A 25,425-nucleotide genomic window follows, 5' to 3' on the forward strand; every position below is an offset into this window, starting at 1 on the left:
AACGTCGTGAGACAGTTCGGTCCATATCCATCGCGGGCGCAAGATACATGAGGGAGGCTGCTCCTAGTACGAGAGGACCGGAGTGGACGAACCAACGGTGTACCGGTTGTCCTGCCAAGGGCACGGCCGGGTAGCTGCGTTCGGAAGGGATAAACGCTGAAAGCATCTAAGCGTGAAGCCCGTCCCGAGATGAAGTATCTCATCTTTTAAGAGAGTAAGACCCCTTGCAGAAGACGAGGTAGATAGGCTGGGCGTAGAAGTGCGGCAACGCATGCAGCTGACCAGTACTAATCGGTCGAGGGCTTGATTTATTGATGGAAAGTGCGCAGCACTTTCCATGATGACAGGTTATTTCGCAACTAATTTGCAAAGAGTTTCTTCTGTCTAGTTTTGAGTGAGCAAAAGTTTACTCAAGTATGCGGTGATGATGCCCGGACGGTTCCACCTGTTCCCATTCCGAACACAGCAGTTAAGCGTCCGCAGGCCGAGGGTACTTCGTTGGAGACGACGTGGGAGAGTAGGTAGTTGCCGCAATGGGACTCGTGAATCGCGTGGTTCACGAGTTCTTTTACAAAATATTATAACGGCGGCTTTGGTGAAGCGGTTAACACACTGGATTGTGGCTCCAGCATGCATGGGTTCGATCCCCATAAGTCGCCCCATAGGGGTATAGCTCAACTGGTAGAGCAACGGTCTCCAAAACCGTAGGTTGTGAGTTCAAGTCTTACTGCCCCTGCCATTGAAATTTACCGTATTGCTCTTGCGATACGGTCTTTTTTATGTTCTTTTTTCCTTGTCAAAGATTCAATAATAGTGTAGAATGACACATGTGCAAAACTGCATATACTTATTGTGAATCTAAGGAGGAGATATACTCATGAAGAGATTTGTCCAAATGGTGCTTGTGCTCTGCCTCACGCTGTTAGCCGCGCAGGCAGGAGCGTCCCCTTATTCCGACAAGGTGACACTTCCCGAGGGGGCTGTCATTACGAATGTGAACCGTTTGGCTGTCGGGGCTCCTCTCTATGTACAGGTGGAGGATACTTCGCCGTCACTTGAGATTTTGACGCAGATTGTCTCGGATGCGAGCCGTATCACACGTGCGAATATTGTTCCCTATGATATGGTCGTCAAGGGAATTCAGGAGTCGAAGGGGGTTGATCTTAAGACGCTCCCCCGCCGCGATGCTGCAAAGATCTTTAAGGAGAATGTTGCGGACTATGCGGACGCCTATATTATTCTGACTGTAGCAAACAACAGCCGGACGACGTTCTTCTTTGATGTTTACCGCTCCGGTTCGAACGATCTCCTCTACACCTATGAGGTTCGTGCGAACAAGTCGGACGGCAATACGGTTGCGACGTTCTCCAGCCTTTCCGAGCAGTTCTATAAGAATTGGCAGCGTTCGGTCGAAGAGCAGAATAAAGGAAAATAAGATTATTGTACGTTGCGAGAGATTGCTGCACTTCTGTGCGGCAGTCTCTCTTTATTATTTTATAGATCTCAAAAAAATTCAATTTTTATCCTGTACAATAACCATACCTACCGGATAGAAAATTACCGGGCGGACGATGGGAGGGCGCCCTCAAAAAACTACCTTGCAAAGTTGAAAAACGTCGATGAAGGAGCCTATAAAGTCTTGAAAACCATAAGAAATTTGAAACCAAGAAAGATCGATAATATTTTTTACGTAAATTATCTTGCCTCCCTGAAAAAAATATGATAAGATGACTGCGTTGTTAGGATGAATACTTGTCACTAAATACGGTGAGTACATTTGCTAAGGAAGGAAGAGATAAATGGGTGAAAATTCATTCTTTTCCCGCATGAAAGATACATTTTCAAGCGTGGTGAACTCATTTATGCCGATGATGGAAGAAGAGTTTGAAGAGGAGATTGCGCAGGAGCGCGCTTCTCAGAAGGCGGAGATGCGGCGGGAGACATCTGCGCTGCGGGAGCGTCGGGTCGCTAATGGTGGAACGGTCTCATATGACACCTCTTCCTATGGCGCAGGGACTTCCGCCTCGGCGATGCATACGACCTCTACCGGGGATTCCGGTACGCAGTTCACTGTCCATACGACGAAGGTTGCGGAGCTGAAGGTTCGTATTCATCGTCCGCGTCGCTATGACGATGCTGCGCCTGCCGTGGTTCAGCTCAAACAGGGAATTGCGATCGCGGTTAATTTCGACTGTATGAATGAACCTGAGCGCCGCCGTGTCTGCGACTTCCTGAACGGCGCCTGCTATGTTCTGCATGGTTCGGCACGTGTCATTTCGAGCACGATCATTCTCTACGCACCGAAGGGCGTGGACGTGAGTGAAGCAATGACCATGGCAAAGTAATTTTACGATATTGTTTATGTACACGGAGAGACGATGTTCGCTCCGTGTTTTTGTTTGCAAAGAAATTTTTTCCGAAGCGTTGTTTTACATCTGTTCTTATGTTATAATACTCGGCAGTGTGAAAAAGCACGCGATTCCGATAGCCAACCTGTGCTGCTGATGCGGTGGTATGGCACATGAGGAACGCGGAAGAACAACAGGAGGTATATTCATGGCAGTCATTTCTATGAAGCAGCTTTTGGAGGCAGGCGTCCACTTCGGACACCAGACGCGCCGCTGGAACCCGAAGATGGCGCGTTACATCTTCACGGAGCGCAACGGCATCTACATCATCGATCTGCAGAAGACGGTGCGCAAGGTGGATGAGGCGTACAACTTCCTTCGCAGTGTTGCGCAGGAAGGAAAGTCCGTACTCTTCATCGGTACGAAGAAGCAGGCGCAGGAAGCGATCCGCGAGGAAGCTCTGCGTGCGAATATGTTCTATGTCAACGAGCGCTGGCTCGGCGGCATGATGACGAACTTCCAGACCATTCAGCGCCGTATTCACCGTCTCAAGGAGCTTGAGGCGATGGAGGAGAACGGGACGTTCGAGGTTCTGACGAAGAAGGAAGTGCAGGGACTGCGCCACGAGATGGAGAAGCTCGAGCGCTATCTCGGCGGAATCAAGGATATGAACCGTCTGCCGGGTGCACTCTTTGTCGTTGACCCGCGCAAGGAGCGGATTGCGGTCGCCGAGGCACGCAAGCTCAATATCCCCATCGTGGCGATTGTCGATACAAACTGCGATCCGGACGAGATCGACTATGTGATCCCCGGAAACGACGATGCGATCCGCGCGGTGAAGCTCCTCACGGGCTGTATGGCAGACGCTGTGCTCGAGGGCAATCAGGGCGGCGCAGCGGAAGAAGCTGCGGCTGAGTAAGGAATAAAGAGGGGGGTAAGGGAGTGTTATCCCTTGCCCTTTTTTGATGAAGGCGATCAATGCAATAGGAGGCATACAATGGCAACAATTAGTGCTGCAATGGTAAAGGAACTGCGCGAGCGTACGGGCGCAGGAATGATGGATTGCAAGAAGGCGCTCGCTGAGACGGGCGGAGACATGCAGAAGGCGATCGACTACCTGCGTGAAAAGGGAATTGCAAAGGCGGAGAAGAAGGCCGGCCGCGTTGCGGCTGAGGGGGCTGTGACGGCGTATCTCTCGGCTGATGCGAAGGTTGGCGTGATCGTTGAGATCAACTGCGAGACGGACTTTGCGGCGGGCAACGAGCAGTTCCGTGCGCTCAGTGCAAAGGTCGCAAAGCATATCGCTGAGACCGATCCCGCAGATCTCGACGCGCTGAATGGAAGCACTCTTGACGGCAAGGACGTCGCTGCCCTCATCACGGAGGCGACGGCAACGATCGGTGAGAAGATTTCCCTGCGCCGATTTGCACGCTATGAGAGTACAGGGCGTGTTGCGACCTATATCCATATGGGCGGCAAGATCGGCGTGCTCGTAGAGCTCACGGGCGGCGATGAGCAGCTCGGCAAGGATATCGCGATGCAGATTGCGGCGGCGATGCCTCTGGCGATCGACCGTTCCGGCGTGACGGCGGATCACATCGAGCACGAGAAGGAAGTGCTGCGCAAGCAGGCGCTCGAAGAGGGCAAGCCCGAAAAGATCATCGAGAAGATGGTCGAGGGGCGCATCAATAAGTTCTACGAGGAAGTCTGCCTGCTCGAGCAGAAATTCGTGAAGGATCCCGAGAAGAAGATCTCCGAGGTGCTCGGAGATGTTCAAGTTAAAGCGTTCACACGGTTCCAGCTGGGCGAGGGCATCGAGAAGAAGCAGGAAGATTTTGCTGCTGAAGTTGCTGCACAGATGCAGTAATAGACCGAGAAGGAGAGCTGCCTGCCGGCAGCTCTTTTTTGCAGAGATAAAGCGGATTTTTTTAGAAATCTATGCTATAATGTCGCAGAGTAGAGAGCGTGACAGGAGGAATCATCTTGGATGCGAAATATCGCCGTATCGTTTTGAAACTCAGCGGGGAAGCCCTTGCGGGCGAGCAGGGATTCGGCATCAATCCCTCTGTGGTCGAAGAGATTGCCGCACAGATCAAGAAGGTGCGCGATCACGGCATCGATGTTGCGATTGTTGTCGGTGGCGGTAATATCTGGCGCGGGCTTTCGGGCAGTGCTAAGGGCATGGATCGTGCGACTGCGGACTACATGGGCATGATGGCGACGGTGATGAACGCTCTTGCCCTGCAGGATGCGCTTGAGAAACAGGACGTCGATACGCGCGTACAGAGCGCGATCGAGATGCGTCAGGTCGCGGAGCCGTACATTCGCCGCCGTGCGATTCGCCACATGGAGAAGGGGCGTGTCGTGATCTTTGGCGCGGGGACGGGTAATCCATACTTTTCGACGGATACGACGGCGGCGCTGCGTGCCGCAGAGATTGAAGCAGACGTGATCCTCATGGCGAAAAAGGGAACGGACGGCATCTATGATTCCGATCCAAACAAAAATCCGAATGCAAAGCGGTTTGAGAAGCTGGCCTATATCGATATTCTGCAAAAGGGGCTTGCAGTCATGGATGCAACGGCAACGAGCCTGTGTATGGATAATAAGATTCCCATTGTTGTGTTCAGCATGGATCGCTATGAGAACATTGCACGCGCTTCGTTTGGAGAGGCGATTGGAACGACTGTAGGAGGCGAAGCAAAATGATCAAGGAGATTCTTTCAAAGCACGAAACGAGCATGACGAAAGCGATCGAATCGCTGCGCCGCGAGTTCTCCTCGCTGCGGGCGGGGCGCGCGACGCCGAATCTCCTCGACAAGGTGATGGTGCCGTATTATGGCACGCCGACATCGGTCAATCAGCTGGCGAAGGTGACAGTGCCGGAGCCGCACATGATCGTTATCACGCCGTGGGAAAAATCCGTCCTGCACGATATCGAGATCGCGATTTCCAAATCGGATCTCGGACTTTCACCAAACTCCGACGGCAATGTGATTCGCCTTGCGATTCCTCAGCCGACGCAGGAGCGACGGAAGGAACTCATCAAGACAGTCGGGAAAAAGACGGAAGAGGCGAAGGTCGCTCTGCGTAATATCCGCCGCGATGCGAACGAGGCGATCAAAAAACTTGAGAAGGATAAGGAAATCAACGAGGACGAATCTAAGCGCGGTCAGGAATCCGTGCAGAAGCTTGTGGATAAATTCGTGAAGCAGATGGAAGAGATGCGCGCCGCGAAGGAAAAAGAGGTTATGGAGATCTGATGCCAGCCGTCTATGAAGGGCGCCCTTGGGCAGATGTACAAATGGAACTCGATGCCGCAGGAATCTCCTATGCGCTGTGTCAAACGTGCGCGCCCCGGGATTTTTTCAAAACGGATGTACGGCAGCCTTATGTTGTTCGGACACGAGAGCTGCATGGAGTATTCGAAGTGACACTTGCTTTCGCTCCGAAACGAAGTCTTTCACTTGCAGAAGATGATGAGATACGCTGCTAAGCGGAAAAGCATTACCCCTTCCGGCAAAGCCGGAGGGGGATTTTGGCAGTGAGATACAGAGAAGTGGAACCTCTAAGGGGAGACGGAGCGCCATGTGGAAAAAGATTTTTGGCGGTGGGGCAACGGATGCCGCTTCGCACGATACCTCGCCGATATGTGCGGTTCGTTGTGAAAATATGCCGCATCATGTCGCTATTGTTATGGATGGTAATGGTCGCTGGGCAAAGGCGCAGGGGCTTTCACGGTCAGCGGGACATGAGGCGGGCGTGCGCACGCTCAAGCGTATTGTACGTGCGGCGTCCGATATGGGGATCGAGGTACTCACGGTATATGCGTTTTCAACGGAGAACTGGAAGCGACCTCCGATAGAGGTGGATTTCCTCATGCGTCTCTTTGATTCGTTCCTCCAAAAGGAAATTGAAGAGATGCACCGGGAGAATGTACGGATTCATTTCATAGGGCGACGCGACCGTTTCGGTGATCGATTTCGACGTCGGATGCAGGAAGCAGAGAACCTCATGGCAAATAATACAGGGCTTCGATTTAATGTCGCGGTGAACTACGGCGGTCAGGATGAGATCCTGCGTGCGGCACATAGTCTTGCTGAACGCGTTGCCTCGGGGCAGCTTACCCCGGAGGATATTGATGAGACTGCGTTCTCAAATGAATTGGATACGGCGGGAGATCCGCCCGTTGATCTGTTCATTCGAACGAGCGGGGATCTGCGTTTGAGCAATTTTCTTCTATGGCAGTCTGCCTATGCTGAGTTCTACTTTACGGATACGCTGTGGCCGGATTTTACGCCGGATCACCTTGCGGCGGCAGTGGAGGACTTCGCGGGCAGAACACGCCGATTCGGAGGGCTCACCGCAGAGGATTAGCATAGGAGGCTGTCTTTGATTACACGCATTATTTCCGGTATCGTCGGCATCGGTTTGTCTGCCTATGTCATTCAGGAGGGGGGGCGAACGTTTGGGATTGCGGCGGCAGTCCTTGCCCTGCTCGCTTGGATTGAGTTTACACGAGCATTTTCGCATCGCGGAGGTAACCCAACGCTTTTTACAGGCGTGCTTGGTATCGCCGGGATCCTGTACGGCGCTTTTTATGGTCAGCACGATTTTATTTTGCTTTCCATTATGGCGGCGACGCTGCTTGCCGCGCTTAGCTGTGTACTCCTGCGTGGGGATGTATCCGTTCCGGACGTTGGGATCTCCATCGCGGGGATCTGCTATATTGGACTGCCGTTTGCGCATCTCATGATGCTGCGGCAGCTCTCAGGGAACCTGTATACGACACCTATTGGAACGTTTGACCTTGGCACGGCGATGGTATGGGTCATGTTTATTGGAACATGGGCCAGTGACAGCTTTGCCTATTTCGCCGGAAATGCGTTTGGCTCCCATAGACTTGCACCTGCAATTAGCCCGAATAAAACAATCGAGGGCTTTGTTGGAGGGCTTCTCGGCACGGTAGGCGTAGTCGTTGGGCTTGGATATTTCCTGCATTTTCCGCTCGAATATATGGCGGGGCTCGGCTGTGCGATCGCGATTCTCGGCACGCTCGGCGATCTTGTGGAATCCATGATGAAACGCCATACGGGCATCAAGGACTCGGGTGCGATCATCCCCGGACACGGCGGCGTATGGGATCGGTTTGACAGCGTGCTGTTTACGGCGCCGCTCGTTTACTATTATACGATTTACTTTGTGCTTCGATAATCACGGCATCATAAAGGAGACCCGATGTTAGAGAAGATTGTTGCAACGATTTTTGTATTTGGACTCTTGGTGTTTGTCCATGAATTGGGACATTTTATCACGGCGAAACTGACGGGGATGCGCGTCGATGAGTTTGCTATCGGTTTTGGACCGCGGCTCCTGAGTTTCCGCTATGGGGAGACAGTTTATTCTATCCGTATTGTACCGCTCGGCGGGTTCAACGATATTGCAGGAATGACGCCCGATGACAACGAGGCGGGGGAGCGCGGCTACTGCCGCAAACCGATTCTGTCGCGCATGTTCGTGATCCTTGCAGGTTCTGCGATGAACCTCATTCTGCCCGTTGTGCTCTTTTTTGGAATTTTCTTCTTTGCGGGGGTACAGACGCCGAATCCCGCGCCGGTGCTCGGCACAGTGCTTGCAGATCAGCCTGCGGCGCAGGCGGGGCTCTTGCCGCAGGATCGCATTGTTGCGATTGATGGGAAGCCGGTGGAGACGTGGCAGTCGATGGTCGAGATGATTCGCGGGAATCAAGGAAATGTTCCCCTCACGATGCAGATTGACCGTGCGGGGCAGAATCTGACCGTCAGCGTAACGCCGCGTTACGATGCGGCGCAGAATCGCGGCTACATTGGCATCGTCAACGCCTTTGACAGCACATACCCGGGCTTTTTCCAGTCCCTTACAATGGCCGTTGAGCGAACAGGCATGATCATCGTGATGATGCTCGACGCACTGTACCGCATCATCCTCGAGCTCTCCGGCTCGGAGCTTGCGGGACCGATCGGCGTTGCACAGATGGCAGGCGAGGTTGCGGAGATGGGCATTGTGCCGCTGCTGAACTTTGCGGCGCTCCTTAGTCTCAACCTCGGCATCATCAATCTGCTGCCGGTACCCGCGCTCGACGGCGGGCATTTCCTCACGCTCTGCGTCGAGGCGGTGCGCGGAAAGCCGCTGAGTCCGAAGGTAATGCACTATATTCAAAATGCGGGTGTTGGGCTCATCATCTTGCTCATGCTGCTCGCCATGAAAAATGATGTCGTCCGTATCTTTGCAGGAGGCTGACCGCCCTTATGCCCACATATGAACGCCGAAAGACACGGCAAATAAAAATCGGGAGCATTCCTATCGGCGGCGGTGCCCCCATCTCCGTGCAGTCGATGTGCAATACCAAGACCACGGACACGGAAGCAACCGTACAGCAGATCCGCGAACTCGCGGCGGCGGGCTGTGACATCGTGCGCGTCGCCGTGCCGGATATGGCTGCGGCGCAGAATCTCGGGAATATTATCCGTCAGGTCAAGACGCCGCTCGTTGCGGACATTCACTTCGACTATAAGCTCGCGCTCGAGGCGATGAAGCAGGGCATTGCCGCACTGCGCATCAATCCCGGCAACATCGGCGGGACGGAGCGCGTCAAGAAGGTGGTCGCAGCAGCGCGCGAGGGCAGCATCCCAATTCGCATCGGCGTCAATGCCGGATCGCTCGACCATAAGATGCTCAAACAATACGGCGGCGTCACGGCAGAGGCACTTGTCGCGTCCGCAATGGAGCATGTGCGTGTCCTTGAGGAACTCGATTTTTACGATATGAAGATCTCGCTCAAGGCGCATGATGTCCCGCTCACTCTTGCGGCATACCGGCTGATGAGCGAGCGCGTGGACTACCCGCTGCATCTCGGTATCACGGAGGCGGGAACGGCGGGGACGGGCATCATCAAGTCCTCGGTCGGCGTCGGCGCGCTTCTCGCGGAGGGCATCGGCGATACGATCCGCATCTCGCTCACGGGCGATCCCGTCGTCGAGGTGCGTACGGCGAACGAGATTTTGAAGGCACTCGGGCTCAAGGAATACGGTCCCACACTCGTCGCCTGTCCGACCTGCGGGCGCACGAGCATCAATCTCGTGGAGATTGCCGAAAAGGTGGAAGAACGGCTGCGCGGTATGGAGGATCCCATCGAGGTCGCCGTCATGGGGTGCGTCGTCAACGGCCCCGGCGAAGCGCGCGGCGCGGATGTCGGCATCGCGGGCGGCAACGGCGAGGGGCTGATCTTCCGCAAGGGAGAAGTCGTGCGCAAGGTGAACGAAGAGGAACTGCTGTCCGAGCTGTTTAAGGAAATAGACGCGATATTGGAGGAACGCAAGCAATCATGAGAGCAACGAATCTTTATGCGCCGACCCTTAGAAATACGCCCGCCGAGGCGGAGATCGCAAGCCACCGGCTCATGTATCGGGCGGGGCTCATCCGTAAATCCGCGGGCGGTATGTATACCTATCTGCCTCTGGCGTGGCGCACGCTCCGCAAGATCGAGCAGATCATCCGTGAGGAGATGGATGCGGCGGGCGGTCAGGAGATCATGATGCCGATTCTTCAGCCCGCCGAACTGTGGGAAGAGAGCGGGCGTTGGGGGGCATACGGCGCGGAGATGATGCGCATCAAGGATCGCCACGAGCGCGCGTTCTGCCTCGGCCCCACGCATGAGGAGATGATCACGGCACTCGTGCGCGACGAACTGCGCTCCTATAAGCAGCTCCCCGTGATGCTCTATCAGATTCAGGATAAATTCCGCGACGAGCGCCGCCCGCGGTTCGGCATCATGCGCAGCCGCGAGTTCATCATGCAGGATCTCTACTCCTTTGATAAGGACGTCGAGGGAATGCACGAATCCTACCGCAAGATGTACGAGGCGTATACGAATGTCTTTACGCGCTGCGGACTGAACTTCCGCGCGGTGGAGGCGGACTGCGGCGCGATCGGCGGCGGACGTTCCGAGGAATTCACCGTGCTCGCGCCCGAGGGTGAGTCGCGCATTGCCTGCTGTGATGCATGCAGCTATGCGGCGAGCGATGAGAAGGCGCAGCTGCGTCCCCTCGACGCGCCGGATGAGGCGGAACTTCCCCTTGAGAAGGTCTCGACCCCGCACACGAGCACGATCGCATTGCTCGCGGAGTTCCTCAAGATTCCCGTCGAAAAGACGATCAAGGCGGTAGCGTATCAGACGGAGGAGGACGTGCTCGTTCTCGCCTTCCTGCGCGGCGATCACGAGGTCAACGAGGTGAAACTCGCGAACGCCGTGCCGGGCGCTCGAGAGCTGCGCATGGCGGATGAAGCCGCCATCCGTGCAGCGGGGGGATGCCCCGGTTTTATGAGTCCCATCGGCATCAAGGAGGGGACGCATATCGTCGTTGACGAGACGGCAATGCGGATGAAGAACGCCGTCTCGGGGGCGAACGAACAGGACTATCACTATACAAACGTCAATCCTGTCCGTGATTTCGTCCACGTGACAGTAGCCGATATTCGTCTCGTCGCCGAGGGGGATCTCTGCCCCGCTTGCCGCGAGGGGCATCTCCACATCAGCCGGGGCATTGAGGCGGGACAGATCTTTGCGCTCGGGACGAAGTACAGTGAGGCAATGCAGGCGAACTTCCTCGATGTCGACGGCAAACTCAAGCCCCTGCAGATGGGGTGCTACGGCATCGGTGTCGGGCGTACCATGGCTGCCGCCATTGAGCAGAACCACGACGAGCACGGCATTATTTGGCCGCGCGCGATTGCGCCCTATGAAGTCGTCGTCGTTGCCGTCAATGCAAAGGTGGAAGAACAGCTCGCCTATGCCGAGGAGATCTATGAGGAACTGCGCGCGGCGGGCATCGATGTCCTGCTGGACGACCGCAGGGAACGCGCGGGCGTCAAGTTCAACGACTGCGACCTCATCGGATACCCCGTGCGCATCGCCATCGGTCCGAAGACGATCGAAAACGGCTCGATAGAGGTTAAGCTGCGCCGTACGGGCGAACTTGTGAACTTTGCACGCGATACCTACCTCAAAGGCGTCCGCGATATGCTTGCGGCGCTTTGAGGGCAGAGGGGGCACCGCAGTTTTCTGCGGACGTATTGAAAACACCGCATGTAATTGATATAATGATCGTGTCGAAATAAATGTTGACTGACTTGGAGGTGGCTGCTATGATTCGCCCATTGCCGTTCAATTTGAAAGAGAACGCTGAGAAGGGACAAGAGATGCTTGGCAAGGTGCTGGAAGCGATCGTGGATCATTCCTTTAACCCGTTGGATAAGGTCGGCGGCATGATCTTCCCGTTTCGTGTCGATGTGATCGACTGCGAGAACCGCTATGAACTCTTCGCGGAGCTGCCCGGTTTTTCGAAGGCGGCGATACAGGTAACGGTACACGAAGGCGGTCGGCTTAAAATCAGGGCGGAGCGCGATGACACGGACTTTGCCGATGCTAAATTCCTCTGCCGTGAGCGCAAGAAGGGCGTCTTTGAACGCGTTTTCTTCGTGGATGATATTGAGGAAAACGGGATCACGCTGTCGTATGAGAACGGTATCCTGCATGTGATTGTACCCAAGCTCGAGGAGACGAGCAGCTGCCGTGTCTTTACGGTTCAGTGAGAGTGATTCGTGTAGGGGATTTTTGGAGGGAATTGTATGGCCGAAGATCGGGACTGGGAGATTTTTAAGCAGAAATTAAAGGCGAAGACAGAGATCGATCTCGACCTTTATAAAGAACCGCAGATGAAGCGGCGCATCAATAATTTGATCACGCGCGCGGGACATAAATCCTGCACAGAATACTTTGACCATGTGTGTGGAGATAAGGATGAATTTGCGGCATTCATCGAGTATCTGACCATCAACGTGTCGGAGTTTTTCCGCACGCCGGAGAAGTTCAGCAAGCTCGAGACGGATGTCATTCCCGATCTCCTGAAGCGCTCGCCGAAGCTCAACATTTGGAGTGCGGGATGCTCGATTGGGGCAGAGCCGTATTCGCTTGCGATCATCATGAAGGAGATGACGCCGGGAACGAAGCACCGCATCCTTGCATCCGATCTCGACATCGAAATTCTCGCAAAGGCAAAGCGGGGCGTCTACACAGCGGACGAGATCAAGAGCATGGCGCCGGAGCGTCGCCGCAAGTATTTCAACGAGGAAGGGGAGCTCTTTGCCGTAAAGCCGGAGATCAAGAGCATGATCGAATTCAAGCGGCACAATCTCCTGCAGGATAAGTTCGAGACGGGCTTCGACCTCATTCTCTGCCGCAATGTCGTGATCTACTTCACGGATGAGGCAAAGGATCAGCTTTATCGGCATTTCTTTGACGCGCTCAAACCGGGCGGAATTCTCTTTGTCGGTGCGACGGAATCAATCCTGAATTTCCGCAAGATGGGCTATACGAGCTTCCAGCCGTTCTTTTATCAGCGGCCGCTTGAGTCGTGACGGCGGCGGAGCAGCTCGTGCTCCTGCAGCGCCAAATCGCGTGGGCGGCGGAAAAGACGGCGTTTTACCGCGACGCGTTTGCGCGCGCGCGCGTTTGCGCGGGCGATGTGCATACGCCGGCGGATATGAATCGTCTGCCGCTCTTGGAGCGTGCGGCATGGGAAGGGGCGGGCGCCCCTTTTTTCATGCTCGCACTGCCGCTCTCGGGGCTGATGCGCATGAGCCTCTTGCGGGATTCGGCACATGAGCGCGGTATCTTTCATTGCTGTACGCAGGAAGACGTCGCCCGCCGGGTTCGGTCGGCGGCGCAGATGCTTTCGGCGGCGGGGATCAATCGTGCGAGCAACGTGCTTCTCGTCGGAGATTTTACCGACAGCAGAATGCTTGACCTTCAATATGCGCTGGATACACTCGGGGCTATGACCATGCCGATTGGGACGGATGCGTCGGCGGCGGACATCGATCGGATATTAAGCGTCATCGTGCCGGATACCGTCATTGTGTGGGAGAACCTTCTTTCACCTGTCGCGGCAGCATTGCAGGAAAAGCAGATTATGCTGCATCGGCTCGTCACCGTCGGTGCGCGGGTTATGCCGCAGGAGGAAACGCGTGCGATTTCCGGAAATTTTGCGAGAGGGCACGTACATCTCTATACCGACGCTCTACTTGGGGCATTGATCGCGGGCGGTGCGATCGGCGGCATGCGGATCGATGCGGAACAATTTTTTGCAGAAGCCCTCGATGCTGCGGGCGCAGGGCATACGGAGGACGGCGCCGCAGGGGAACTCGTTCTCTCGACGATTGCAGCGGAGGCCATGCCCGTTCTGCGGTATCGTACGGGAAGAGCGGTGCGGTTCGTGCGGCGCGCCGCAAGCGGCAGCACATCTGAATTATACATCACGGAGGGATGAACGTGGCGGACGAGAGACTGATTGCGGCGCTGGACGTTCCGACGCGGGCGGCGGCGGAGCGCCTTGTCACGCGTTTGGGGAGCAGCGTCGGATACTATAAGGTCGGCATGGAGCTTTTCTATGCGCTTGGCGGGGAGATTGTCACATGGCTGAAGGAACGCGATAAGAAGGTTTTTCTCGACCTCAAGCTCCACGATATTCCGAATACGGCGGCGCAGGGGCTTTGCTCGCTCCTGCGCCTGCGTCCGGATCTGCTCAACGTCCACACGGCGGGCGGCCTGCGCATGATGCGAACGGCTGCCGAAGCCCTGCGCAGGGCTTCGGAGGAGCAGGGCGTACCATGCCCGAAGCTCATCGGCGTGACCGTACTCACGAGTATGGACGCTGCGGATTGGACGGGACTTGGACATGTGGGCACGATTGAGGAAGCGGTGCTTCGCCGTGCGCAGCTTGCGCAGGAGGCGGGACTCGACGGTGTTGTGGCATCGCCGCAGGAAACGGCGCGTATTCGGCGTGCATGCGGGGCCGGTTTTCTCATCGTGACGCCGGGCATCCGTCCCGCAGGCGTATCGAATGACGATCAGCGGCGCGTGACGACGCCGGCGGAGGCGATCCACGCGGGAGCCTCGCATATCGTCGTGGGGCGTGCGATCTCAGGCGCGCAGGATCCGCGCGCGGCGGCGGAGCATATTTTACGAGAGATGGAGGAAGCATGATGACGCAAGAGGAAGTACGCGGTCTGCTGCTCGAAACGGGCGCGATTATGGAGGGACATTTTCTCCTGACATCGGGACGGCACAGCGCGCAGTATGTGGAGAAATTCAACGTGCTGCAGCATCCGCTGCATACGCAGCATCTCTGCGAAGCGATGGCGGAGAAGTTCAAAAACACCGGGATAGAGACCGTGGTCGGCCCCATGACGGGCGGCATCCTGCTTGCGCATGAAACGGGCAAGGCGCTCGGTACGCGTGCGATCTTCACGGAGCGTGTGGCGGGGCGCATGACGTTCCGCCGCGGCTTTACACTCCGTCCGGGAGAGCGTGTGCTCATCGTTGAGGACATCGTGACGACGGGCGGATCCATTAAAGAGGTCATTGATGTTGTAAAGTCTCTCGGCGCCGTTCCGGTCGCCGTCTCTATGCTGGTTGACCGCAGCGGAGGCAAGGCGGACTTCGGCGATGTGCCGAAAACGGCGCTCCTCACGATGGACGTGGAGAGCTATGCGCCCGAGGAATGCCCGCTTTGCAGAGAGGATGTTCCCATGACCAAGCGCGGACGCACGGGGAAATAGGGCAGCAGACGGATGGCAGATTCATACACGGAGAAGGTGGACGCCGCTCTTGCGGATTGGCCGAAATTACAGGAGCTCCCGCAGGAAATCGCGGGCTTCCGACGCAGCTGTGAGCGGAGGCAAGAGGACGCGCAGTATGAGTTCTTTCGCTATGATCATGCAGATCTGCACCGTGCCGCGATCGGATTTTACGATGCAGTGACCGATTCGTATAAACTGCGCGTGCAGATCGGCGTTGTGAGCTATGCGCTGCCGTCCTTCGTCTGTAAGGAACTGGGGCGCTTTGGGGACGAGCTGGATGTCTATCTGCCGCGCGTGATGGAGGATCTTCTCGCAGAAACGCTGCATACACAGGAGCTGCAGACGATCTGTGATGCGGTTCTCGCGTGGGAGTATGGAGCGGCGCTGCCGGAGGAATGCGAGGGCTTTGTGCTCTTTATTCGTCCCAAATCCCCTGCGGCACTGACGAACGGCTCCTATCTCGTCATTGACTATGTAGACTTTTCGCAGGAGAGCGACGTCGGTATTTACTACAATTTTTATCGCGATGAGTTTTTTTGCGAGTATCATATCTGGGGTATGCCGTACGTCAGTTATGATTTTGACGCGGTGGATCTCGAAGAGTTGGAACAGCGGCTCAAGCTGTACCTGGTGCGCTATCTCAAGATGGTGGCGGCGGAGGCGGCAAAAGGACGCCCCGCATAATGTTTTGTGAAAGAGAGGAAGACGTGCAGAAAGAGCGGTTGCAGTCACTGCGCGGCGATGTACTCAGGCGTGCGGAGGAGCAGTTCCTACGCATCGACGGCATTGCGGAGTATAATACGAAAAAGGTGCTCGACGCCATGCGCGAATGCCGTGTGTCGGATGCGCATTTTGGGGTGAGCTTCGGCTATGCATACAGCGATCTCGGGCGGGAGAAGCTGGACGAGCTCTATGCGCGTGTATTCGGTGCAGAGCGCGCTCTCGTGCGGACACAGTTTGTCTCGGGAACACATGCGCTCGCCACGGTGCTGTTCGGACTCCTGCGTCCCGGAGACGGGCTTGTCTCCATTACGGGAACGCCCTATGATACCATGCAGACGGTCATCGGTTATGCGCACGAGAGCACCGGATCGCTGAAGGAATTTGGCATCAAATACGACGAACTCCCCATGCAGGACGGCGGCGTTGACCTTGCAGGAATTTCCCGTGTAATTACGCCCGAGACGAAGGTGGCGCTCATTCAGCGCTCACGCGGGTACAGCGAGCGCCGCCCGCTCAGCATCGCGGACATCCGGGAGATCACTGCGCGCGTGAAAGCGGCGAATCCCGGATGTATCTGTTTCGTGGACAACTGCTACGGCGAATTCGTTGATACCTCTGAGCCGACTGACGTGGAGACCGTCGACATCATGGCAGGATCGCTCATCAAAAATCCCGGCGGCGGACTTGCGCCGACGGGCGGTTATATCGCAGGACGAAGCGACCTTGTGGAAGCTGCTTCCTATCGTCTCACCGCGCCCGGCATGGGGGATGAGCTCGGGGCGAGTCTCACATCGAATCGACTGATCTTTCAAGGGCTGTTTCTCGCACCGCATATTGTGGCGCAGGCGCTCAAGGGCGCAGTCTTTGCCGCTGGGATCTTTGAGGGCTTGGGGTTTCGGACATTTCCCAGCTTTATGGAGGAACGCGGCGACATCATTCAGGCGGTCATCCTTGGAGATGCGGAGCGGATGAAGGCATTTGCACGCGCGATACAGGCAACGTCACCCGTAGATTCGTTCGCTGCGCCCGAGCCGTGGGATATGCCCGGCTACGCCGATCAGATCATCATGGCGGCAGGGACATTTGTACAGGGGGCATCCATTGAGTTGAGCGCGGACGGTCCGATGCGCGCGCCGTACTGCATTTATTTGCAGGGCGGTCTGACCTTCGAACACGCGGCACTCGCCGTGATGGCGGCAGCGGAGGCGGTTACGGCATCGTTATGATTTGACGGGCGAAGTGTACCGTTATTATATCGGGGGGAACACAGATGAATTATCGTCAATTAGGAAATCTCACCGTCTCGTCAGTAGGGCTTGGGTGCATGGGGATGAGCCATGCGTACGGTGCGCCCGCAGATAAGAAGGAGATGCATGCGCTGATTGCCGCGGCAGTCGACATGGGGATCACTCATTTCGATACGGCGGAGGTCTACGGTTCGCCCGACGATCCGCATGACAATGAGCGTCTCGTCGGTGCGGCGCTCGCGCCCTATCGGGAAAAGGCCGTCATTGCGACGAAGTTCGGCGTCTCGTTCGATATGTCGCTGCTCAAACAGGGGCGCAGCCCAATCGTGACGGATGCGCGTCCGGAGGTAATTCGTTCCTCTGTGGAGGGCTCACTGCGCCGGCTGGGCACGGATTACATCGATCTCTACTATCAGCACCGCGTTGATCCCCAAATTCCCGTCGAGGAGGTTGCGGGCGTCATGGGAGAGCTCATCCGGGAGGGTAAGATTCTCCACTGGGGCATCTCCGAGGCGACGGAGGAGGATATTCGCCGCGCACATGCGGTCTGTCCCTTGACGGCGGTGCAGAACCGCTACTCCATGATGGCGCGCGGCTATGAAAAGCTGTTCCCTGTGCTCGAGGAACTGAATATCGGCTTTGTCGCTTTTTCACCGTTTGCGAACGGCGTCCTCACCGGGGCATACGGCAAGGGTGATGCGTTCGATGCAAAGAACGACATGCGTGCGCGGATGCCGCAGTTTACACCCGAAGCGATGGAAGAGAATGCGGCGCTGCTCGAGCTCCTGCGCGGATTTGCGGAGGAAAAGGGCGCGACGAGCGGGCAGATCGCACTTGCGTGGATGCTCTGCAAGAAGCCGTACATCGCGCCGATCCCTGGGACGAGGAAGATCGTGCGTCTCAAGGAAAACGCGGGGGCTGCCGACATTGCACTCTCTGCCGCCGAGGTTGCGGCGATTGACGAGAAACTTTCCGATATGCCGATGTCTGCCGTGTTTGGAGGATCGGGGTCATAAGTGTTCAATAAAAACCGGGCTGCCGTACTTGCATATAAAATGTAAGTACGGCAGCCCGGTTTTTCTCTATAGGAAACCTTTTCATACGGTATAGAAATTCCTCATGCGATTTCTTTATTCATGAATGATGTTCAATATTAATATAGTCTACAACTATAGAAGTAAACTATATAAAAGAAGTATTTCATTTTTTTTTCAAAAATGTGCTAGAATAAATTAAAGTTATGGAAGGAATAGATCATGATTGAGATCCGATTCGAGGGAGTTGGTCAGGTATTTGACGGTCGACAGGTATTAGGCAATCTGACCTGCGTCGTTCGCGGCGGGCAGATCACAGCGGTTGCGGGAGCGAACGGCAGCGGGAAATCGACGCTGCTTCGTCTCGCGGCACGGCTCATGCTCCCGACGTCCGGGACGGTGACAACGCTCCGTGACGGCGTGGCGGTGCGCGGGGCGGCGTACCGCGCGATGCTCGGCATGGCAACGCCGGAGATGGAACTCTACACGCGTCTCACGGTGCGGGAGAATCTTTCGTTCCTGCTCGGGGTGCGCGGCGTGCCACATGAAGAAGAGGTATTACACGAGCTCTTGGAGCGTGTCGGGCTTTCCCCGGACATTTTGCCGCGCACGGCGGGGCAGCTCTCGACGGGGATGCGCCAGCGTGTGCGGCTCGCCGTACTCTTCGGCAGTGACGCCGCGGTGTGGCTGCTTGATGAGCCGGGGCTCGCGCTCGACGACGCGGGACGCGCACTGCTCGGCGCCGAGGTACGGCGGGCAACGGAGCGCGGACGGCTCGTTCTCTGGGCGACGAATGACCGCGAGGAGAAGGAGGCAGCAGATGCGTGCATCGAGCTTTGATGCGGCGTGCCGCGTCGCCTATAAGGAACTCCTCGACGGTGTGCGCCACCGCGCCGGCTATGTGACGATGGGGATGTTCGCGCTGACCGTGATTGCGTTCATGAGTATGTCGCTTGCGGGGGATATGCCGGATGCGCGGCAGGCGGCGACGCTCTACTGGATCGTGCTCTTCTTCGCGGCGACACTGCAGGGGGAACGGCTCTTTGCGGAGGAAGCGGCGGCGGGAACGCTGCTCTTCCTGCGGATCTACGTTCCGGCACAGGCGGTGCTGTTTGGAAAGATGGCGGCGCATCTTATCACGCTGCTCGTTCTATCTGTCCTTGTGATGCCGCTGGTCATTGTTCTGATGGACGCGATGTTCATGCTCGATGCAGCGTTTCTCGTTGTTCTCATTCTCGCACTTTGGGGGATGGCGGCGGCGGATACATTGCTTGCGGCAGTCGCGTCGTCTGCCAGCGTACGCGGAGGACTCGTCCCCGTGCTGCTGCTGCCGTCGATGCTGCCGATCCTCCTGCCAGCGATTGCGGTCACGGCGGGATCGACTGAGACATCGCTGTTCGGCGGGATTTTACTTTATGATTTGGCGCTTACGGTAGGGGCGTCGATCCTGTTTGATGCTCTGTGGATCGAGTCGTGAGGAAGGAGGAGAACCGTATGTTGCTCGGCGCAATCGGTGTTTTGACACTCGCGGCGCTTTACACGATATTTTTTGTCGTTCCTCCTGCCGAGGGGCTCGGAGAATATGTGCGCATCGCGTTCTTTCACATTCCCGTGGCGTGGGTCTCGGTCATCGCGTTCTTTTACGCGGCGTATCGCGGCGGTCGCTATCTGCGGACACGCGATCTCGCGCACGATGCGGCGAGCGCACGCTCGGCGGTGCTTGGTCTCGTCTTTACGCTGCTCGCGACGGGGAGCGGAGCGATTTTTTCAAAACTTACATGGGGGGCATATTGGAACTGGGATCCGCGGCAGACAACCATCTTTGTCCTGCTCCTCATCTACGGCGCGTATGCGACGCTGCGCATGACCATGCGCGATGAGCGCGCACGGGCGTCCGCGTCGGCGGTCTATGCACTCTTTTCCTTTATCTCCGTTCCGTTCCTCGTCTTTATCCTGCCGCGCATGTTCTTCTCGCTGCATCCGTCGCCCGTCATCAACGGCGCGGGACGGCTTGATATGGATACCGTCATGCTGGGGACGCTCTTGCTCTCCCTGCTCGACGCAACCCTCGTTTACGTTTGGCTGATGAAACGGAGGCTCACATGAAACGCACCTATCTCTTTATCGGATTAATTCTTGCTTTTATCGGATATGCGGGCTATTTCTTCGCGGACTCCGTGACCCCCTATGTCGGTATCGCGCAGGCGCGGGCGGCAACGCGCAGCGTGCAGGTCAAGGGGCTGCCGGATAAATCGGTTGCGGCACATATGGAGGATGACGCGTTTGTGTTCTCCATCGCCGACGAGGATACCGGCGAGACGATGCTCGTTCGCTACAAGGGCATCAAGCCCGACACTTTCGACGAGGCGTATCATATCGTCGCCGTCGGCAAATATGCGGACGGTACGTTCAACGCGGATAAACTTCTCATCAAATGCCCGTCGAAGTACGAGTCGCAGAAGGGCAAGGTCACCGTATGATCGGAACCGTCTTTCTCGGCGCTGTTCTCCTTTTCTCCCTCGGCGCTGTGGTCTGCGAGCTGCAGGAGAAACGGAGCGAGGGCGATATTTGTGCCTATCTGGCGGGGGTCGCGTCGCTCGGGGCGGCGGCAGCGCTCTTTGCCGCGATCCTCACGGATGACTTCGGCTATGCCTACGTCGTTAGCTACTCGTCTATCGAGCTGCCGCTGCTCTATAAAATCTCGGCCTTTTGGGCTGGACAGCAGGGATCGTTTCTCCTATGGCTTGTCATTCATGCGCTCGTCGGCGCACTGCTTGTGCGCCGCAGTGCGATGGGGCGGGCGGGACGCATCGTCTATCAGTTGCTCACGGCGCTCCTTGTGTTCCTCGTTTTGATCAAAAGCCCCTTCGCGTATGCGGAGACGATCGTGCCGGACGGCAACGGGATGAACCCGCTGCTGCAAGACCCATGGATGGCAGTGCACCCGCCGATCATCTTCATGGGCTACGCGCTGCTCGCCGTGCCGTTTGCCTACGCGCTTGAGAGCATGATCGCGGCGCCTTTAGACGGCAAGTTCCTTGCGCCGATGCGCCGCTGGGCGCTCGTTGCATGGGCGTTCCTCGGCGCAGGCATCTTCATCGGCGGCTACTGGGCGTACAAGGTGCTCGGCTGGGGCGGCTACTGGGGCTGGGATCCCGTGGAGAACTCCTCCCTCGTGCCGTGGCTGCTCTCCTGTGTACTCATTCATCTGATCTCTGTGGCCCGTGCGCGGCGGGGCGCATACTACCTCGTCCACCTCGCGGCGATATTCTCCTACGCGTTCGTGCTCTACGGCACGTTCCTCACGCGCAGCGGCATCCTCGGCGATTTCTCCGTGCACTCGTTTGCAGGCTCTGACATCGGGTTCTACATCGCCATTGCCAACGGGCTTGTGCTCCTCGCGGGACTGGGGATTCTCGCCGCGCGGATTGAGCGCCTGCCGAAGGGCGATGTCTACGGAACGCACAAGAGCCGTGCGTTCTTCACACTCCTCGGGATGCTGCTCATCGTATTCATCACGGCGGTCGTATTCTTCGGCATGTCGATGCCGCTCATCTCGGGACTGATCGGCGAGAGCGCGGCGGTGGATACGAGCTACTATGTGCGGACGTCGCTGCCGATCGCGGTCGTGCTCGCGCTGCTCATGGGATTTGGGGTTCTGCTTCCTCATGCGGAGGGGCGTGTCGTTCGACCCGTTTGGATCTTCGGCGTTACCGTGCTCGGCGGCATTGCCGCGGGACTTGCGGGCGTTACGGAGATTGCGCCGATCTTCCTCGCCGCGTTCGGGAGCTTTGCCGCGGCGGCGGCGGTTGCGGCGTTTCTAAGTCGCCGACTCGGAGGCGGCGGTCTCCTCGCCCATGCGGGGGCGGGGCTTGCGCTCCTCGCCTTCGTCCTTTCGGGCAGCGGCAGTCAAACGACGACCGTGACGCTTACGCCCGATGAGCCGCAGGAACTCTACGGACACACAGTCGTCTATCGCGGGCAGGCGTTCGCGGAGAGCGGCAAGGAAAAGTCCTACCGCTATGAGGTGGACGGCGCGGCGTGCGAAGCGGTGACAAAGCTCCGTGCGAACGGCGAGGATGCGGCGAGAGAGCCGGCGATCGCGCGGACGCTCCTCGGTGACATCTATATCGCGCCGACGCCGACCTCGGCGGAGCGCGGCGAGATGATCCTGCACCACAATCAGACCGCGATGGGTGTGGACGACTATGCCTTCCGATTTGAGAACATCGCCTATGAGCCGCAGGGCGGCGGCAAGACGCTCGTCACGGCGGATGTCGCCGTGACGGACGGCGAGACGGTCGAGACGGCGCAGCCGAGCATCCTTGCCACGGAGCGCGGCGGCACCTCGCAGCCCGTGGAGGTCATGGGCGGAAAGTTCCGGATCCGCCTCACGGGGGTCTCGGGAGACGATCGTGATATCCGTCTCGAACTCCTGCCCTCTGTGGATGAGGAAGCGGCGCTGCCGGTTGCCGCATCGGTCAGCACGAAGCCCGGAATATCGCTCCTCTGGCTCGCCTGCGTTCTCGTCGTTCTCGGCGGACTTACAGCGGCACGGCGGATGCCGCAGGGCAAAGGAGGTGGATCAGAACGTGAGTTTTAGGAATATTTCAGAAGGGAGGAAGGAAACATGAATCTAAAGCAGCTTTTGGAACGGCACACGCTGCGCTGCATCGGCGGCGGATTTGTACTGGCGCTCATTGTCGTTGCCGGCGGGATGCTCATGGACAAAGCGTCGGCATCGCCCGCATTCTGCGGCATGTGTCATGCGATGCAGCATGAGTCCGCGACGCACGCCGTGTCCTCGCACCAAAAGATTGCCTGTGTGGAGTGTCATCTGCCGCACGACAACGTCGTCGTCTACTACTTTGAAAAAGGAAAGACGGGGATGCACGACACGCTCCATCAGGTGCTCGACGATTATCCCGTCCACATTAAGATCTCGGATCACGGTCGGGACATCGTGAATGACAACTGCCTGCGCTGCCATACCGCAACCATGAGCGCCGTATGTGTGGACAAGGGCAAAGACGGCAGTGCGACCTGTACGAAGTGTCACAGCAGCATTGCGCATGGTTCCAATCCTTTGGAAGGAGGGATAAGAGTTGAGTAGCAAACAGAAAATCATCGCGGGGGTTGCCGGCGTCTGCGCCCTGTTCTTTGGATTCGTTGCCGTTCGTATCGGCGCGCAGCCGAACGATGCGAGTATGAAACTCGTCCAAATTTCCAAGGAGAACAACGCGCAGATTGGCAAAGAGGCGTACAAGGATGCCTACCCGCTGCAGTACAACTCGTTCATGAAGAACAACATCGAGTCTCCGTCGCCCACAGGATACGGCGGCAGCATGGAAGGGAACTCGCATCTCGAACATCAGCCCGAGATGCTGGAGAATTTTAAGGGATATAAATTCTCCATCCAGTATGACGACGACCGCGGTCATACCTATGCGGGCTACGACCTCCTGCATACGAAGCGTCTGCCGGGGCAGAAGGGCAGCTGTATCGTCTGCAAGGGCTCCTATATGTATGACGTCTGCTTCAAGGAGGACGGCTGGGCGTTTGCCTCCAAGCCGTTCATGGAAGTTGCGGAGAATATCTCGGACGATCAGTGGTTCGGATGCTCGACCTGCCACGATCCTGACACGATGGAGCTGCGCGTCTATCAGCAGGGATTCATCGAGTCCATGGCACGGCGCGGCATCGACGTGAACGCCGCGAGCCACAACGAGATGCGCGCCTACGTTTGCGGACAGTGCCATACGGAGTATTACTTCACGGCTGAGGACGGCCGCGTGGCGCATCCCTATGAGAACGGTTTTGATGCCGAGGACGAGTACCGCTACTATCAGTCGGGGCAAGCGGGCGGATTCAAGGGCGACTGGCTGCATCCGGACTCCAAGACGATGATGCTTAAGGCGCAGCATCCGGACTTCGAGTCGTGGGCAACGAGCGTTCATGCGGACGCGGGCGTCACTTGCGTGGACTGCCATATGCCGTATATGCGTGACGACGGCAAGAAGTACACTTCGCACTGGATGACGAGTCCGCTCAAGACGACGAAGGAGTCCTGTCTCAAGTGTCACGACGAGAGCGAAGAGACGCTCGTCGCGCGTGTCAAGACCATTCACGACAACACGTTCCGGCTCCAGCGCATCGCGGGACAGACCGTCGCAAAGGCACATCTCACGATCAAAGCCGCGATGGAAGCGGGTGTTCCCGACGCTGCGCTTGAGGATGCACGGGCAAAAGTACGCGAAGCACAGTGGTACTGGGATTGGGTCGCAGCAGAGAACGGTGTCGGCTTCCACAACCCGGACAAGATGACGCGTACCGCAGGTCTCGCCATCGATCTCGCCCATCAGGCGATCGAGTCGGCAGAAGCCGCACGCTACGGATTCCAACCACTCTGAGAGCAGTTTAAGGCACAAAAAAAGAATCGCTTCGGCGATTCTTTTTTTGTGCGGTCAAATCATCTCACTCAAATCATGCCGCTCATCCAAATGAGCCGCAGCCCGAGCGCGAACATTGCGGCGGCAAGCAGGGTGAGAATCATCTTGGACTTTGCCTTCCGCGAGAGCGCCGCGCCAATCTGCGCACCGACTGCCGCACCGATCGAGATGCATATGGCGGGCGTCCAAATTACATGACCGAGCCACACATGACTGATCACACCGAATGCAGCGGAGGCGGCAAGGACGAAATGCGAAGTTGCCGTCGCCGCGTGCACGGGGAAATTCAGCAGATAGACCATCAGCGGCACATGAATCACGCCGCCGCCGATGCCAAAAATACTTGATAGGAATCCAACGCCAAGACTTGAACCGATACCAAGCGAGCGATTGAAGGTAAAATTGGCAGGCAGCTCATGCACATCCACATGCGTCTTGTGCGTCGCATTCCAATACATCATGCACGCCATGATGAGCAGGAACGCTCCGAATGAAACGTAGAGCATCGGCCCCGTAAAATCGTCCACAATGTACGAGCCGAGGAAGGCACCGGGGAGTGTTGCAAGAGCAAACGGCACGGCGGCAGGGAAGTAGACCCTCTTTTGCCGTATATACGCTGCCGTTCCTGAGAGCGCATTCGCAAGGACGATCACGAGCGACGTTCCTGTAATTTGTGCTGCCGTGTGAAAATACGGATAGATCCCCCCGTCCGACAGGAAAAAGATGAAAATCGGCACACAGATGAGGCCCCCGCCGATGCCGACAAGCGTCCCGAACGTCCCGACAAATACCCCGAGGATAAGAAAGAGCAGAATATCAATCCCCATAAGAAAACCCTCCCAAAACATTGATGCTATTGACCATTATAGCACATAGGAATCGTTAGACAAGAGGACTTTCTTATGATAAAATAAAGCGGAAGGAGTCGATTTCGTATTGATATGTA

Annotated in this window: 27 protein-coding genes, 2 tRNA genes and 2 rRNA genes; 30 read left to right on the forward strand and 1 reads right to left on the reverse strand. The window is 56.9% G+C overall.

Annotated features, from left to right (window positions below):
• From K341_RS0106880 to K341_RS0107035, 30 genes are all read left to right on the forward strand, one after another.
• Positions 1 to 311, forward strand: a 23S ribosomal RNA gene (locus tag K341_RS0106880); the annotation flags it as partial.
• Between the two features lie 106 nt (positions 312 to 417).
• A 5S ribosomal RNA gene (gene rrf / locus K341_RS0106885) occupies positions 418 to 534 on the forward strand.
• Positions 535 to 586: 52 nt separating this feature from the next.
• Positions 587 to 662 (forward strand) — tRNA-His (locus K341_RS0106890).
• Between the two features lies 1 nt (position 663).
• Positions 664 to 739, forward strand: a tRNA-Trp gene (locus K341_RS0106895).
• A gap of 138 nt (positions 740 to 877) precedes the next feature.
• Positions 878 to 1,435 carry a hypothetical protein gene (locus tag K341_RS0106900; protein ID WP_009349097.1) on the forward strand — a complete coding sequence of 186 codons (558 nt, stop codon included), beginning with the start codon at positions 878 to 880 and terminating at the stop codon, positions 1,433 to 1,435.
• 364 nt (positions 1,436 to 1,799) lie between these two features.
• Entirely contained in the window at positions 1,800 to 2,345 is a 546-nt protein-coding gene (locus tag K341_RS0106910) for a cell division protein SepF (RefSeq protein ID WP_009349094.1), read from the forward strand.
• A 211-nt stretch (positions 2,346 to 2,556) separates the two neighbouring features.
• On the forward strand, positions 2,557 to 3,267 hold the full coding sequence (gene rpsB, locus K341_RS0106915) for a 30S ribosomal protein S2 (RefSeq protein ID WP_009349093.1): 711 nt from the start codon (positions 2,557 to 2,559) through the stop codon (positions 3,265 to 3,267).
• Positions 3,268 to 3,345: 78 nt separating this feature from the next.
• The gene (gene tsf, locus K341_RS0106920; protein WP_026762305.1) at positions 3,346 to 4,215 is read left to right on the forward strand and encodes a translation elongation factor Ts; all 870 of its coding nucleotides are present in this window, start codon (positions 3,346 to 3,348) and stop codon (positions 4,213 to 4,215) included.
• A gap of 116 nt (positions 4,216 to 4,331) precedes the next feature.
• Positions 4,332 to 5,057 (forward strand): UMP kinase, encoded by a 726-nt coding sequence (pyrH, locus tag K341_RS0106925; protein ID WP_009657951.1) that lies wholly within the window; start codon positions 4,332 to 4,334, stop codon positions 5,055 to 5,057.
• On the forward strand, positions 5,054 to 5,611 hold the full coding sequence (frr, locus tag K341_RS0106930) for a ribosome recycling factor (RefSeq protein WP_009349090.1): 558 nt from the start codon (positions 5,054 to 5,056) through the stop codon (positions 5,609 to 5,611). The genes pyrH and frr overlap by 4 nt, the downstream gene beginning before the upstream one ends.
• Before the next feature lie 325 nt (positions 5,612 to 5,936).
• Positions 5,937 to 6,725 (forward strand): undecaprenyl pyrophosphate synthase, encoded by a 789-nt coding sequence (uppS, locus tag K341_RS0106940; RefSeq protein ID WP_026762306.1) that lies wholly within the window; start codon positions 5,937 to 5,939, stop codon positions 6,723 to 6,725.
• A gap of 15 nt (positions 6,726 to 6,740) precedes the next feature.
• Positions 6,741 to 7,562, forward strand: a complete 822-nt coding sequence (locus K341_RS0106945) for a phosphatidate cytidylyltransferase (RefSeq protein ID WP_026762307.1) — start codon at positions 6,741 to 6,743, stop codon at positions 7,560 to 7,562.
• A 24-nt stretch (positions 7,563 to 7,586) separates the two neighbouring features.
• A complete protein-coding gene (gene rseP, locus K341_RS0106950) occupies positions 7,587 to 8,627 on the forward strand; it encodes an RIP metalloprotease RseP (RefSeq protein WP_026762308.1) in 1,041 nt (346 codons plus the stop codon).
• Positions 8,628 to 8,635: 8 nt separating this feature from the next.
• Positions 8,636 to 9,715 carry a flavodoxin-dependent (E)-4-hydroxy-3-methylbut-2-enyl-diphosphate synthase gene (gene ispG, locus K341_RS0106955; RefSeq protein WP_009657946.1) on the forward strand — a complete coding sequence of 360 codons (1,080 nt, stop codon included), beginning with the start codon at positions 8,636 to 8,638 and terminating at the stop codon, positions 9,713 to 9,715.
• A complete protein-coding gene (locus tag K341_RS0106960; RefSeq protein ID WP_026762309.1) occupies positions 9,712 to 11,424 on the forward strand; it encodes a proline--tRNA ligase in 1,713 nt (570 codons plus the stop codon). The genes ispG and K341_RS0106960 overlap by 4 nt, the downstream gene beginning before the upstream one ends.
• 107 nt (positions 11,425 to 11,531) lie before the next feature.
• The gene (locus K341_RS0106965; RefSeq protein ID WP_026762310.1) at positions 11,532 to 11,978 is read left to right on the forward strand and encodes an Hsp20 family protein; all 447 of its coding nucleotides are present in this window, start codon (positions 11,532 to 11,534) and stop codon (positions 11,976 to 11,978) included.
• A 36-nt stretch (positions 11,979 to 12,014) separates the two neighbouring features.
• Positions 12,015 to 12,803 (forward strand): CheR family methyltransferase, encoded by a 789-nt coding sequence (locus tag K341_RS0106970; protein WP_009657941.1) that lies wholly within the window; start codon positions 12,015 to 12,017, stop codon positions 12,801 to 12,803.
• Positions 12,800 to 13,714 (forward strand): phenylacetate--CoA ligase family protein, encoded by a 915-nt coding sequence (locus K341_RS0106975; RefSeq protein ID WP_026762311.1) that lies wholly within the window; start codon positions 12,800 to 12,802, stop codon positions 13,712 to 13,714. The genes K341_RS0106970 and K341_RS0106975 overlap by 4 nt, the downstream gene beginning before the upstream one ends.
• A 2-nt stretch (positions 13,715 to 13,716) precedes the next feature.
• Complete coding sequence (gene pyrF, locus K341_RS0106980; protein ID WP_026762312.1) at positions 13,717 to 14,430, forward strand: orotidine-5'-phosphate decarboxylase; 714 nt, start codon at positions 13,717 to 13,719, stop codon at positions 14,428 to 14,430.
• Entirely contained in the window at positions 14,430 to 15,005 is a 576-nt protein-coding gene (gene pyrE, locus K341_RS0106985; protein ID WP_026762313.1) for an orotate phosphoribosyltransferase, read from the forward strand. Before pyrF ends, pyrE begins: the two co-directional genes overlap by 1 nt.
• A 12-nt stretch (positions 15,006 to 15,017) precedes the next feature.
• On the forward strand, positions 15,018 to 15,710 hold the full coding sequence (locus K341_RS0106990; RefSeq protein ID WP_009657938.1) for a hypothetical protein: 693 nt from the start codon (positions 15,018 to 15,020) through the stop codon (positions 15,708 to 15,710).
• Positions 15,710 to 16,975 (forward strand): methionine gamma-lyase family protein, encoded by a 1,266-nt coding sequence (locus tag K341_RS0106995; protein ID WP_428829698.1) that lies wholly within the window; start codon positions 15,710 to 15,712, stop codon positions 16,973 to 16,975. The genes K341_RS0106990 and K341_RS0106995 overlap by 1 nt, the downstream gene beginning before the upstream one ends.
• Before the next feature lie 44 nt (positions 16,976 to 17,019).
• On the forward strand, positions 17,020 to 18,012 hold the full coding sequence (locus K341_RS0107000; RefSeq protein ID WP_009657948.1) for an aldo/keto reductase: 993 nt from the start codon (positions 17,020 to 17,022) through the stop codon (positions 18,010 to 18,012).
• 240 nt (positions 18,013 to 18,252) lie between these two features.
• Positions 18,253 to 18,870, forward strand: coding sequence for an ABC transporter ATP-binding protein (locus tag K341_RS0107005; RefSeq protein WP_009438968.1), 618 nt, complete (start codon positions 18,253 to 18,255; stop codon positions 18,868 to 18,870).
• Positions 18,851 to 19,507, forward strand: coding sequence for a heme exporter protein CcmB (locus K341_RS0107010; RefSeq protein ID WP_009657953.1), 657 nt, complete (start codon positions 18,851 to 18,853; stop codon positions 19,505 to 19,507). The genes K341_RS0107005 and K341_RS0107010 overlap by 20 nt, the downstream gene beginning before the upstream one ends.
• Before the next feature lie 17 nt (positions 19,508 to 19,524).
• Positions 19,525 to 20,136, forward strand: a complete 612-nt coding sequence (gene ccsA / locus K341_RS0107015) for a cytochrome c biogenesis protein (RefSeq protein ID WP_009657936.1) — start codon at positions 19,525 to 19,527, stop codon at positions 20,134 to 20,136.
• Complete coding sequence (locus tag K341_RS0107020; RefSeq protein WP_009657949.1) at positions 20,133 to 20,510, forward strand: cytochrome c maturation protein CcmE domain-containing protein; 378 nt, start codon at positions 20,133 to 20,135, stop codon at positions 20,508 to 20,510. The genes ccsA (K341_RS0107015) and K341_RS0107020 overlap by 4 nt, the downstream gene beginning before the upstream one ends.
• Entirely contained in the window at positions 20,507 to 22,633 is a 2,127-nt protein-coding gene (gene ccsA / locus K341_RS0107025) for a cytochrome c biogenesis protein CcsA (protein WP_026762315.1), read from the forward strand. The genes K341_RS0107020 and ccsA (K341_RS0107025) overlap by 4 nt, the downstream gene beginning before the upstream one ends.
• Before the next feature lie 27 nt (positions 22,634 to 22,660).
• The gene (locus tag K341_RS0107030) at positions 22,661 to 23,143 is read left to right on the forward strand and encodes a cytochrome c3 family protein (protein ID WP_009349063.1); all 483 of its coding nucleotides are present in this window, start codon (positions 22,661 to 22,663) and stop codon (positions 23,141 to 23,143) included.
• Entirely contained in the window at positions 23,136 to 24,440 is a 1,305-nt protein-coding gene (locus tag K341_RS0107035; protein WP_009752857.1) for an ammonia-forming cytochrome c nitrite reductase subunit c552, read from the forward strand. The genes K341_RS0107030 and K341_RS0107035 overlap by 8 nt, the downstream gene beginning before the upstream one ends.
• A gap of 68 nt (positions 24,441 to 24,508) precedes the next feature.
• Here the strand turns inward: K341_RS0107035 and K341_RS0107040 are convergent, their stop codons facing one another.
• Positions 24,509 to 25,306, reverse strand: a complete 798-nt coding sequence (locus tag K341_RS0107040; RefSeq protein WP_009752795.1) for a sulfite exporter TauE/SafE family protein — start codon at positions 25,304 to 25,306, stop codon at positions 24,509 to 24,511.
• Positions 25,307 to 25,425: the final 119 nt, after the last annotated feature.

The sequence above is a fragment of the Centipeda artemidis DSM 19719 genome (assembly GCF_000426665.1).
GTDB lineage: Bacteria > Bacillota > Negativicutes > Selenomonadales > Selenomonadaceae > Centipeda > Centipeda artemidis.

Bases quoted from the DNA above. Each gene is read 5' to 3' on its own strand.
- K341_RS0107010 (WP_009657953.1), top strand. From the start codon at position 18,851: ATGCGTGCATCGAGCTTTGATGCGGCGTGCCGCGTCGCCTATAAGGAA.
- K341_RS0107005 (WP_009438968.1), top strand. From the start codon at position 18,253: ATGATTGAGATCCGATTCGAGGGAGTTGGTCAGGTATTTGACGGTCGA.
- ccsA (WP_026762315.1), top strand. From the start codon at position 20,507: ATGATCGGAACCGTCTTTCTCGGCGCTGTTCTCCTTTTCTCCCTCGGC.
- rseP (WP_026762308.1), top strand. From the start codon at position 7,587: ATGTTAGAGAAGATTGTTGCAACGATTTTTGTATTTGGACTCTTGGTG.
- pyrE (WP_026762313.1), top strand. From the start codon at position 14,430: ATGACGCAAGAGGAAGTACGCGGTCTGCTGCTCGAAACGGGCGCGATT.
- K341_RS0106990 (WP_009657938.1), top strand. From the start codon at position 15,018: ATGGCAGATTCATACACGGAGAAGGTGGACGCCGCTCTTGCGGATTGG.
- uppS (WP_026762306.1), top strand. From the start codon at position 5,937: ATGTGGAAAAAGATTTTTGGCGGTGGGGCAACGGATGCCGCTTCGCAC.
- K341_RS0106910 (WP_009349094.1), top strand. From the start codon at position 1,800: ATGGGTGAAAATTCATTCTTTTCCCGCATGAAAGATACATTTTCAAGC.
- K341_RS0107000 (WP_009657948.1), top strand. From the start codon at position 17,020: ATGAATTATCGTCAATTAGGAAATCTCACCGTCTCGTCAGTAGGGCTT.
- tsf (WP_026762305.1), top strand. From the start codon at position 3,346: ATGGCAACAATTAGTGCTGCAATGGTAAAGGAACTGCGCGAGCGTACG.
- K341_RS0106960 (WP_026762309.1), top strand. From the start codon at position 9,712: ATGAGAGCAACGAATCTTTATGCGCCGACCCTTAGAAATACGCCCGCC.
- ispG (WP_009657946.1), top strand. From the start codon at position 8,636: ATGCCCACATATGAACGCCGAAAGACACGGCAAATAAAAATCGGGAGC.
- K341_RS0107040 (WP_009752795.1), bottom strand. From the start codon at position 25,306: ATGGGGATTGATATTCTGCTCTTTCTTATCCTCGGGGTATTTGTCGGG.
- K341_RS0106970 (WP_009657941.1), top strand. From the start codon at position 12,015: ATGGCCGAAGATCGGGACTGGGAGATTTTTAAGCAGAAATTAAAGGCG.
- K341_RS0107030 (WP_009349063.1), top strand. From the start codon at position 22,661: ATGAATCTAAAGCAGCTTTTGGAACGGCACACGCTGCGCTGCATCGGC.
- K341_RS0106995 (WP_428829698.1), top strand. From the start codon at position 15,710: ATGTTTTGTGAAAGAGAGGAAGACGTGCAGAAAGAGCGGTTGCAGTCA.
- K341_RS0106965 (WP_026762310.1), top strand. From the start codon at position 11,532: ATGATTCGCCCATTGCCGTTCAATTTGAAAGAGAACGCTGAGAAGGGA.
- rpsB (WP_009349093.1), top strand. From the start codon at position 2,557: ATGGCAGTCATTTCTATGAAGCAGCTTTTGGAGGCAGGCGTCCACTTC.
- K341_RS0106900 (WP_009349097.1), top strand. From the start codon at position 878: ATGAAGAGATTTGTCCAAATGGTGCTTGTGCTCTGCCTCACGCTGTTA.
- K341_RS0107020 (WP_009657949.1), top strand. From the start codon at position 20,133: ATGAAACGCACCTATCTCTTTATCGGATTAATTCTTGCTTTTATCGGA.
- frr (WP_009349090.1), top strand. From the start codon at position 5,054: ATGATCAAGGAGATTCTTTCAAAGCACGAAACGAGCATGACGAAAGCG.
- ccsA (WP_009657936.1), top strand. From the start codon at position 19,525: ATGTTGCTCGGCGCAATCGGTGTTTTGACACTCGCGGCGCTTTACACG.